This is a genomic window from Streptomyces odontomachicola (genome assembly GCF_039605595.1).
Lineage (GTDB): Bacteria > Actinomycetota > Actinomycetes > Streptomycetales > Streptomycetaceae > Streptomyces.
Map to the genome: position 1 here is coordinate 567,991 of NZ_JBCFOK010000001.1, position 9,444 is coordinate 577,434.

Below are 9,444 nucleotides of genomic sequence, written 5' to 3' on the forward strand. Positions count from 1 at the left end.
CCACATGGACCGCCTCGACAACACCGTGCGCCCCTACGCCTGGGGCTCCCGCACCGCCATCCCCGAGCTGCTCGGCACCGAGCCCACCGGGCAGCCGCAGGCAGAGCTGTGGATGGGCGCGCACCCGGGCGCCCCCTCCCGCGTCGACCGCGGCTCCGGCGGGACGCCGCTCTCCGAGATCATCGCGGCCGACCCGGAGGGCGAGCTGGGGGAGGAGTCCGTACGCGCCTTCGGGCCCCGGCTCCCGTTCCTGCTCAAGGTCCTGGCCGCCGCCTCGCCGCTCTCCCTCCAGGTGCACCCCGACCTGGCGCAGGCCAAGGAGGGCTTCGCCAAGGAGGAGGCCGACGGCGTCCCGCTGGACGCCCCGCACCGCAACTACAAGGACGCCAACCACAAGCCCGAACTCATCTGCGCGCTCACGCCCTTCGACGGCCTGTGCGGATTCCGCCGCGCCGCCGAGGCCGCCGAGCTGCTGGAGGGCCTGGGCACCGACGGCCTCAAGCCGTACGCCGACATCCTGCGCGCCCGCCCCGCGAGCGAGGCGCTGCGCGAGGTGCTGACCGCCGTGCTCACCGCGGACCGCGCGGAGATCGCCGGGACGGTCGCCGAGGCCGCCGCTGCCGCCGGGCGCCTCGCAGAGTCCGGCGGGCCGCACGCCGCCGACTACCGCGCGTACGCCTCGATCGCCCACCACTACCCGGGCGACCCGGGCGTCATCGCCGCGATGCTGCTCAACTACGTGACGCTGCAGCCCGGCGAGGCGCTCTACCTCGGTGCCGGGGTGCCGCACGCGTACCTGGACGGGCTCGGCGTCGAGATCATGGCCAACTCCGACAACGTGCTGCGCTGCGGCCTCACCCCCAAGCACGTGGACGTGCCCGAGCTGCTGCGCATCGTCCGCTTCGAGCCGAGCGACCCGGGCGTGCTGCGCCCGGAGGCGGGCGCTGACGGGGCCGAGCGGTACGAGACGCCGATCGACGAGTTCGCTCTGTCCCGCTATGTCCTCGCGCCCGGCGGCGAGCCCCGCGAACTGCCCGCGGAGACCCCGCAGATCCTGCTCTGCACGGGGGGCGCGCTCGCGGTGCACAGTGACATCGCGGAAGGCGACAAGGGGGACGAACTCACCCTGGAGCCCGGCCGCTCCGCCTTCGTACCGGCGGGGGAGCGGGTCCGGATCTCCGGTGAAGGTACGCTCTTCCGCGCCACGGTGGCCGTCTGACGGCGGCCGCCGCCGCGGACCGGACTCCGGACTTCCGGACGACCGGACGCCGCGGACCCGCGGACAACGGAGGAGCACAGACAGTGAGTGCGTCAGGCGGAACGAAGGCGATCGTCGCCGCGCTGGGGGCCAATCTGGCCATCGCGGCGAGCAAGTTCGTCGCCTTCGCCTTCAGCGGTTCGTCCTCGATGCTCGCGGAGGGCGTGCACTCGCTCGCCGACTCGGGCAACCAGGGACTGCTGCTGCTCGGCGGCAAGAAGGCCAAGAAGGAGGCGAGCGAGGAGCACCCCTTCGGCTACGGCCGCGAGCGGTACATCTACGGCTTCCTCGTCTCCATCGTGCTCTTCACGATCGGCGGCGTCTTCGCGCTGTACGAGGGCTACGAGAAGATCCAGCACCCGCACTCGCTGGAGCACTGGTACTGGCCGGTCGGCGTGCTGGTCTTCGCGATCATCGCCGAGGGCTTCTCCTTCCGTACGGCCATAAAGGAGTCCAACGAGGTGCGCGGGCGGCTCAGCTGGGGCCAGTTCGTGCGCCGCGCCAAGGCGCCCGAGCTGCCCGTGGTGCTGCTGGAGGACCTGGGCGCGCTGGTCGGCCTGGTCCTCGCGCTGGGCGGCGTCGGCCTGGCGCTGCTCACCGGCGACGGGGTGTGGGACGGCGTCGGCACGCTGTGCATCGGCGTGCTGCTGGTGCTGATCGCCCTGGTGCTCGCGGTCGAGACCAAGTCGCTGCTGCTGGGCGAGTCCGCCGACGCGGCCGAGCGCGAGAAGATCCGGAACGCCATCGTGGACGGCGACACCGTCACCTCGATCATCCACATGCGCACCCTGCACCTCGGCCCCGAGGAACTGCTGGTCGCGGCCAAGGTCGCGGTCCAGCACGACGATTCGGCCGCCGAGGTCGCGCGCGCCATCGACGCGGCGGAGGAGCGCATCCGCGCGGAGGTCCCGATCGCCCGGGTGATCTACCTGGAGCCGGACATCCTCAGGACTCCCGAGTCGCAGTCGCAGCCGCAGAGCTGATCCCTTACGGGGTGTTCCGTACGGGGATTCTCTTACGGGTAACGGAGTCGAGGGCCCGCACCGACGACCGGTGCGGGCCCTCGCGCATACGTCTCAGGGTTCGGCCCGGGGTCAGCCGATCTCGCCGAGCACCCCCAGCGTCGCCTCCGGACCCTCGGCCTCCGAGAGCCGCTCCCGGAAGCCCTGGTCCATCAGCCTGCGCGACAACAGCGCGAGAATCCGCAGGTGTTCGTCCCCGGCCGCCGCCTCCGGCACCGCGATCATGAACACCAGCCGGGCCCGCGTACCGTCCGGCGACCCCCAGTCGAGCCCCTCGGGAGCCCGCGCGAACCCGACCACGGGAGCGCTCACCGCGTCCGTCTTGGCATGCGGTACGGCGATCTCCTCGCCCAGCCCCGTGGTGCCCTCCTCCTCACGGGCCAGCGCGGCGCGCACCAGCGCTCCGGGATCGCCCACCTTCCCGCTCCCCGCGAGCAGTTCCGCCATCTCCCGGATCGCGGCCTCCTTGTCCACGGCCTCCAGGCACCCCTTGAGGGTGCTGCGGGTGAGGTACCCGGAGAGCACGCAGGGGGTTTCGGGGGAGGGGGCTTCCTCCGGACCGGCCGCACCCGTACGGGATTCCGCGCCCGTCGTACGGGGCGCCGCCGAGCCCCCACCCGCGGAGACCGCCGCCAACTCCCGTTCGTGCGTGGCGCCTTGCTGCGAGGCGGCCTCGCTTGCGGCCTCGCCCTGCGGCTGCTCCTTCGGCCGCCTGCCGCCGCCCAGCGACATGAGCGCCACCGTGGTGAGCCCCGTCACCGCCGTACCGGCGATCACCGCGGCGAAGAACGGCAGCACGCCGCCGACCGCCCCCAGCACCGCCACGATGGGACCGCCGTGCGGCACGTTGTCCTTCACGGAGGCCAGCCCCGCGACCGCACCGGCGACCGCGCCGCCCAGCATGTTCGCCGGGATCACCCGTGCGGGGCGGGCCGCGGCGAACGGGATCGCCCCCTCCGTGATCCCGAAGAACCCCATGAACAGCGCCGCGTACCCGGTCTCCCGCTCCTGCGAGCCGAACAACCGCCGCCCGATCAGCGTGGCCAGGCCCTGCCCCAGGGGCGGCACGGGGATGGCGGCCGCGCACATGCCCATCACCTCGGGGCTCTTGGACACGAGCCCCGTACCGAAGAGGAACGCGGTCTTGTTGACCGGCCCGCCCATGTCGAACGCGATCATCAGCCCGAGGACGATGCCGAGCACCGCGGCGCCGGCCCCGGTCATGCCCCCGAGCAGCGACGTCAGGTGCTCGAACACCCAGGACACCGGCCGCCCGATCACGTAGACGAAGAACAGCCCGAGCACCGACGTCGACACGACCGGGATCACGATGATCGGCATGATCGGCCGGACGAACTCCGGCACCCTGACCTTCTTGATCCAGTGCACCAGCCAGCCCGCCAGGAACCCGGTGACGATCGCCCCGATGAACCCGGCCCCCGACTTCGCGTCGTACAGCGACCCGGTGTTGGCGATCCAGCCGCCGATCATCCCGGGCACCAGCGCGGGTCTGTCCCCGATCGCATACGCGATATAGCCGGACAGCACCGGCACCATCAGCTGGAAGCCGACCGTCCCGATGTCGTTCACGTGCTTCCAGAACGAACCGTCCGGAATCACCAGCCCGCCGTCCGCCTGCGGATGACCGCCCAGTGCCAGCGACACCGCGATCAGCAGCCCGCCCACGACGACGAACGGGATCATGTACGAGACGCCGTTCATCAGCGCCTTGTAGACGGTGCCGCGCTCCCCTCCGGCGCCGGCCGATCCGTCGCCGCTCTCGCTGTGAGCCCCGTCACCGCCCGCACCCTCGTACACGGGCGCCTCCCGCACCCGGTCGAGCAGCCCCTCCGGATCGCTGATCCCCTCCGCGACCCCGACCACCAACACCCGCTTCCCGGCGAACCGTTCGCGATCGACGTCTTTGTCCGCGGCGATGATCACGCCGTCGGCGTGTTTGACATCGTTGTCGGTGAGAACGTTCTCGACTCCGATGGAGCCTTGCGTCTCCACCTTGATCCCTATCCCGCGCTCCGTGGCGGCCTGGGTGAGTTTCTCCGCTGCCATGTAGGTATGGGCGATACCTGTGGGGCACGCTGTCACGGCGAGCAGTTTCGGCCCCTGCTCGGCCGTCCGCCCCGCGCCCTTGCGGGGCCCGGCAGAACTGGTCACGTTCCTCCTCCTGTCCCTCCGGCATCAACTTCGCGTGCACGCAGGCTAGTTGGGACTCCGTACGAGCGCTCCCGTCCCGCACCCCCACGCGTCCAGCCACTCCGGAATCCGTACGGCGGCCGAAATCCGATCCGCGGGCGCCCTTGCCCGCACCCTGGCCAATCCGGTCGACTGGACGGGCGGTGTAGATTCGTAGAGCACAGACGTCGCTGCTGATGGCGGTCGGCTGGCCCGCAGGACGGGCCACCGAGGGAGAGAGGGCCTCCGACGGACTGGCTGCGACCGGGGCACGGGTGTGCCCGCGCGAGGTGATACCCCAGTAGGCGGACACCTGGCGCGCGCCTGCACCGACCAGTGCCCCAGCGCCGCGGCATGGACCAGCAAGCCCAACCTCGACATCGAGGAGATGCAGCTCGCATGACGACGACCTCCACGACCATCGCCGGTATCGAATTCAAGGTCGCAGACCTCTCGCTGGCGACCTACGGCCGTAAGGAGATCAAGCTCGCGGAGCACGAGATGCCCGGCCTGATGGCCATCCGCGAGGAGTACGCCGCGCAGAAGCCCCTCTCCGGCGCGCGCGTCACCGGCTCCCTGCACATGACCGTGCAGACCGCCGTACTGATCGAGACCCTCGTGGCCCTCGGCGCCGAGGTCCGCTGGGCCTCCTGCAACATCTTCTCCACCCAGGACGAGGCGGCCGCCGCGGTCGTCGTCGGCCCGAACGGCACCCCGGACAAGCCCGAGGGCGTGCCGGTCTTCGCCTGGAAGGGCGAGACCCTGGAGGAGTACTGGTGGTGCACCGAGCAGGCCCTGACCTGGTCGAACGCCGCCACCGGCGGCCCGAACATGATCCTCGACGACGGTGGCGACGCCACCACCCTGGTCCACAAGGGCGTCGAGTACGAGAAGGCCGGTGCCGCCCCCTCGCCGGACACCGCCGAGAACGACGAGCACCGCGTCATCCTTGAGCTGCTCAACCGCACGCTCAAGGAGAACCCGCAGAAGTGGACCCAGGTCGCCTCGGAGATCCGCGGCACCACCGAGGAGACCACCACCGGCGTGCACCGTCTCTACGAGATGCAGCAGGCCGGCGAGCTCCTCTTCCCGGCGATCAACGTCAACGACTCGGTGACGAAGTCGAAGTTCGACAACAAGTACGGCTGCCGCCACTCGCTCGTCGACGGCATCAACCGCGGCACCGACGTGCTCATCGGCGGCAAGGTCGCCGTGGTCCTGGGCTACGGCGACGTCGGCAAGGGCAGCGCCGAGTCGCTCCGCGGCCAGGGCGCCCGCGTCCTCGTCACCGAGATCGACCCGATCTGCGCCCTGCAGGCCGCCATGGACGGCTACCAGGTCGTGCGCCTCGAGGACGTCGTCGAGACCGCCGACATCTTCATCACCACGACCGGCAACAAGGACATCATCATGGCCTCGGACATGGCCAAGATGAAGCACCAGGCCATCGTCGGCAACATCGGCCACTTCGACAACGAGATCGACATGGCCGGCCTCGCCGCGATCCCGGGCATCGTGAAGGACGAGCTGAAGCCGCAGGTCCACACCTGGACCTTCAAGGACGGCAAGTCCATCATCGTGCTGTCCGAGGGCCGCCTGCTGAACCTGGGCAACGCCACCGGCCACCCCTCGTTCGTGATGTCCAACTCCTTCGCGAACCAGACGATCGCCCAGATCGAGCTGTTCACGAAGCAGGAGAACTACCCGACCGACGTCTACGTGCTCCCGAAGCACCTGGACGAGAAGGTCGCCCGTCTCCACCTGGACGCCCTCGGCGCCCGGCTCACCACCCTCCGCAAGGACCAGGCCGACTACATCGGCGTCCCGGTCGAGGGCCCGTACAAGCCGGACCACTACCGCTACTGATCCGCTGACGCATACGCCTCCGCCGGTACCCCTTCCACACCGGTGAGCGCGTGCCGCCAGGCGGCACCAGCACGGCACCCGAAGGCCCTCGCCCCCGCGGCGGGGGCCTTCGGCCTGCGGCCCCCGCACGAACTCTCAGCACGAACGTAGGCTCGCCCCATGCCCCGCGGCCGTTATTCGCTCCACGATCCGCACGATCACACCCCCCTCGGTGAAGAGCACTTCCAGTGCGCCACCGGCCCCTCCGGCTGGCGCTACTTCTCCCAGATCACCACCCCTTCCGGAGAACACTCCGGCTCCGTCGACCTCACGCTCGACGAACTCGGCCGCCCCATTCGGCTCGAACTCCACGCCTCCGCCTGGCAGGTGCGCGGCGCCGCGCTGGAGGGCGTGACGTGGGTGCGCACCGACCCCTCCGGCGAGCACGCCCAGGAGGGCAACGTCGCGGCGCACTCCTTCATGGGGGCTTCCCCCGCTTTCCTCATCGCGACGGCGAGGCTGCTGCGCCCGGCGGCCGGTGAACCCGCCACGCGTGTGCGTCTCGTCGCCTTCGAACCCCCCGTCCTCTCTCCCCGGACCCTGGACCAGTCCTGGGCGATGCTCTCCACAGAAGCACACGCCACTGACAACGGGCCCCTGACCGTGGAGAGTTACCAGGTCGGAGAGGTTTCCACGGGCGAGGCACACGCCGTGCACCTGGCCGGCGACGTCGTCCTCGCGGCCCCCGGGATCGAGCTCGAGGACCTGGAGTCCCCGCCCTCGGCCTTCCGCTGAGGAGCCCTCACGGGCCTCACGGGGGCCTCGCCGGGCGGCGCGGATCAGCTCAACTCCGCTCAGCTGGGCGGCACGAAGCCGGTGCCGGGCTTCTCCGACGGGCCCTGCCCCGCACCGTCGCCACGTGCGGGCGCTCCCTCAGGCGCCGCGAACGGATTGGCTGGGGCCGCGGCGCGCTGAGCACCCTCACCGGCACCGGAACCAGCATCAGCCCCCGCACTCGCCCCGAACGCGCGCCGCGCATCCCGCGCCTGCCGCTCGGCGACCACGCCCGCCAAGTACGCGCCGGCCGACACCCCTTCGGGCACCGGAGCCCCGGTCCACGCCGTCATGTCACCGGCCAGCCGCTCCGCCATCGACCGGCTCACCGCCGCGTCGAGCTGCTCGGCCCGCAGCAGGTACTGCCGCACCGCCAGCCACAGCCCGTCCGGCACCCGCGACAGGTCGAGCCCGCCCATCTGCTCGGCCAGCCACGGCGCGACCGGCGGCAGCACGGGCATGCTCCGCGCCTGGGGCACCCGCTCCCGCACCACGAGCGTCCCCGCGAAGACGTCGCCGACCCGCCGTCCTCGCGCGGAGATCAGCGAAGCGGCGATCGCCACCAGCCCGAAGGTCGCCTGGAGCTCGATCACGCCGAGTGCGCCGCGTACGAGCGCGTGCCGGAACCTGATCGGCCCGCCGTCCTCCCGTACGACCCGCAGCCCCGCAGCCAGCTTCCCGACCGAGCGCCCCCTGCTCAGCGTCTCCACCGCGATCGGCCCGCCGACCAGCACCAACAGGAAAAGCGCCACCTGCACGGCGGCCAGCGCCGCCGAGTCCAGCGAGGCCGTGGCCGTCAGCAGCGCCATGGTGAACACCAGATACGCGGCCCACCACAGGAACAGATCGAGGCAGATCGCCAGCGCCCGGCTCGGCAGCCTGGCAGGGCTCAGGCCGAGTACGACCGCGTCCCCCGTCACGAGATCGCTCACCAGCGAGTCCTTCCCTCGTCCCGCGCGCATTCGTACGAATAGTCTGCCGTTCCTACCGCACCATCTGCCAAGCTCATGACCATGGCCATGGATCTGGACGTCTTCATCTCCGCCCACCGAGCGGAGTGGGACAGGCTGGACGAACTGCTGCGCCGGCGCCGCGGGTTGACCGGCGAGGAGGCGGACGAGCTCGTCACCCTCTACCAGCGCACCGCGACCCACCTCTCCCAGGTCCAGACGAGCGCCCCCGACCCCGCGCTGACCGGCCGCCTCACCTCGCTGGTGGCCCGCGCCCGCAGCGCGGTGACAGGCCCCAGGACCGCGGGCTGGCGCGACGCCGCGCGCTTCTTCGCCTCCGGATTCCCCGCCGCCGTCTACCGCAGCCGCAACTGGTGGGTCCCGACCGCGCTCATATCCGTACTGGTAGCGGCCCTGCTCGGCTGGTGGGTCGGCACACACCCCGAGGTCCGCTCCGCCATCGCCGCCCCCGACCAGCTCCGCGAGATGACCCGCCCCGGGGGCCAGTACGAGAGCTACTACGACAGCCACCCCGCGGCATCCTTCGCCGCCCAGGTCTGGACGAACAACGCCCAGGCCACGGCCATCTGCCTGGCCTTCGGAGCCTTCCTCGGCATACCGGTGCTGTGGGTGCTGTTCCAGAACATGCTCAACCTCGGCCTCGGCATGGGCCTCATGCAGTCCGCCGGCCGCCTCGACACCTTCCTCGGCCTGATCCTCCCGCACGGCCTCCTCGAACTGACCGCGGTCTTCGTCGCCGCCGGTACGGGGCTGAGGCTGGGCTGGACAGTGGTCGACCCGGGCCCCCGCAGCCGCAGGACGGCCCTGGCGGAGGAGGGCCGCTCCGCGATCGGCATGGCCATCGGCCTCGCCGCCGTCCTCTTCGTCTCCGGAGTCATCGAGGCCTTCGTGACCCCCTCCGGCCTCCCCACCTGGACCCGCATCACCATCGGCGTCCTCGCCGAGCTGCTCTTCCTCGCGTACGTGTACGTGGTGGGCCGACGGGCGGCACAAGCAGGCGAAACAGGCGATGTCGCGGCGGCCGACCGGCCCGCGACGCTGCCGACGGCTGCGTGATGTGCGCCCGACGCCAGTGAGCTGCTACTGTTCAGGCCGCCCCGGAGGACCATTGACTGTGGTTCGCCGTGGCAGTAGATTTAAACGGTTGCCCCCGAGCTGGACGAGCCGGGAAGCAATCGTCTAAGATCTTCAACGCTTCGAAAGCGAATTTCGAAATCCACTCCGGATGCGCAATTCATGGAGAAGCACCTCTGAACTTCCAGCAGAAATCATCTGCTAGAGTCGGAACCGCCGGAAGGCCGAAAGGCCGGAAAGCACCTCCCGC

At 70.9% G+C, this 9,444-nt stretch carries 7 protein-coding genes; 5 read left to right on the forward strand and 2 right to left on the reverse strand.

Annotated elements, in window-relative coordinates; all coding sequences use genetic code 11:
• The first annotated feature begins 4 nt into the window (after nt 1-4).
• Both manA and ABEE00_RS02650 read left to right on the forward strand, forming a co-directional pair.
• On the forward strand, nt 5-1,219 hold the full coding sequence (manA, locus tag ABEE00_RS02645) for a mannose-6-phosphate isomerase, class I (protein WP_345743506.1): 1,215 nt from the start codon (nt 5-7) through the stop codon (nt 1,217-1,219).
• An 83-nt stretch (nt 1,220-1,302) separates the two neighbouring features.
• Nucleotides 1,303-2,241, forward strand: coding sequence for a cation diffusion facilitator family transporter (locus ABEE00_RS02650; protein WP_345743507.1), 939 nt, complete (start codon nt 1,303-1,305; stop codon nt 2,239-2,241).
• Nucleotides 2,242-2,352: 111 nt separating this feature from the next.
• Here the strand turns inward: ABEE00_RS02650 and ABEE00_RS02655 are convergent, their stop codons facing one another.
• A complete protein-coding gene (locus ABEE00_RS02655) occupies nt 2,353-4,452 on the reverse strand; it encodes a fructose-specific PTS transporter subunit EIIC (RefSeq protein ID WP_345743508.1) in 2,100 nt (699 codons plus the stop codon).
• A 417-nt stretch (nt 4,453-4,869) separates the two neighbouring features.
• Here ABEE00_RS02655 and ahcY point away from each other — a divergent pair, with 417 nt between their 5' ends.
• Together ahcY and ABEE00_RS02665 are read left to right on the forward strand one after the other, a co-directional pair.
• Nucleotides 4,870-6,336 carry an adenosylhomocysteinase gene (gene ahcY / locus ABEE00_RS02660; RefSeq protein ID WP_345743509.1) on the forward strand — a complete coding sequence of 489 codons (1,467 nt, stop codon included), beginning with the start codon at nt 4,870-4,872 and terminating at the stop codon, nt 6,334-6,336.
• Nucleotides 6,337-6,495: 159 nt separating this feature from the next.
• Entirely contained in the window at nt 6,496-7,110 is a 615-nt protein-coding gene (locus ABEE00_RS02665; protein WP_345743510.1) for a hypothetical protein, read from the forward strand.
• Between the two features lie 59 nt (nt 7,111-7,169).
• Here ABEE00_RS02665 and ABEE00_RS02670 read toward each other — a convergent pair whose 3' ends face one another.
• A complete protein-coding gene (locus tag ABEE00_RS02670) occupies nt 7,170-8,081 on the reverse strand; it encodes an RDD family protein (protein ID WP_345743511.1) in 912 nt (303 codons plus the stop codon).
• A gap of 87 nt (nt 8,082-8,168) precedes the next feature.
• On the opposite strand from ABEE00_RS02670, the gene ABEE00_RS02675 reads away from it, so the two are divergent.
• Complete coding sequence (locus ABEE00_RS02675; protein WP_345743555.1) at nt 8,169-9,176, forward strand: stage II sporulation protein M; 1,008 nt, start codon at nt 8,169-8,171, stop codon at nt 9,174-9,176.
• Nucleotides 9,177-9,444 lie beyond the last annotated feature (268 nt).

Excerpts from the sequence above, each read along its gene's own strand:
- ahcY (WP_345743509.1), top strand. The coding sequence starts at position 4,870 with ATGACGACGACCTCCACGACCATCGCCGGTATCGAATTCAAGGTCGCA.
- ABEE00_RS02675 (WP_345743555.1), top strand. The coding sequence starts at position 8,169 with ATGGATCTGGACGTCTTCATCTCCGCCCACCGAGCGGAGTGGGACAGG.
- manA (WP_345743506.1), top strand. The coding sequence starts at position 5 with ATGGACCGCCTCGACAACACCGTGCGCCCCTACGCCTGGGGCTCCCGC.
- ABEE00_RS02665 (WP_345743510.1), top strand. The coding sequence starts at position 6,496 with ATGCCCCGCGGCCGTTATTCGCTCCACGATCCGCACGATCACACCCCC.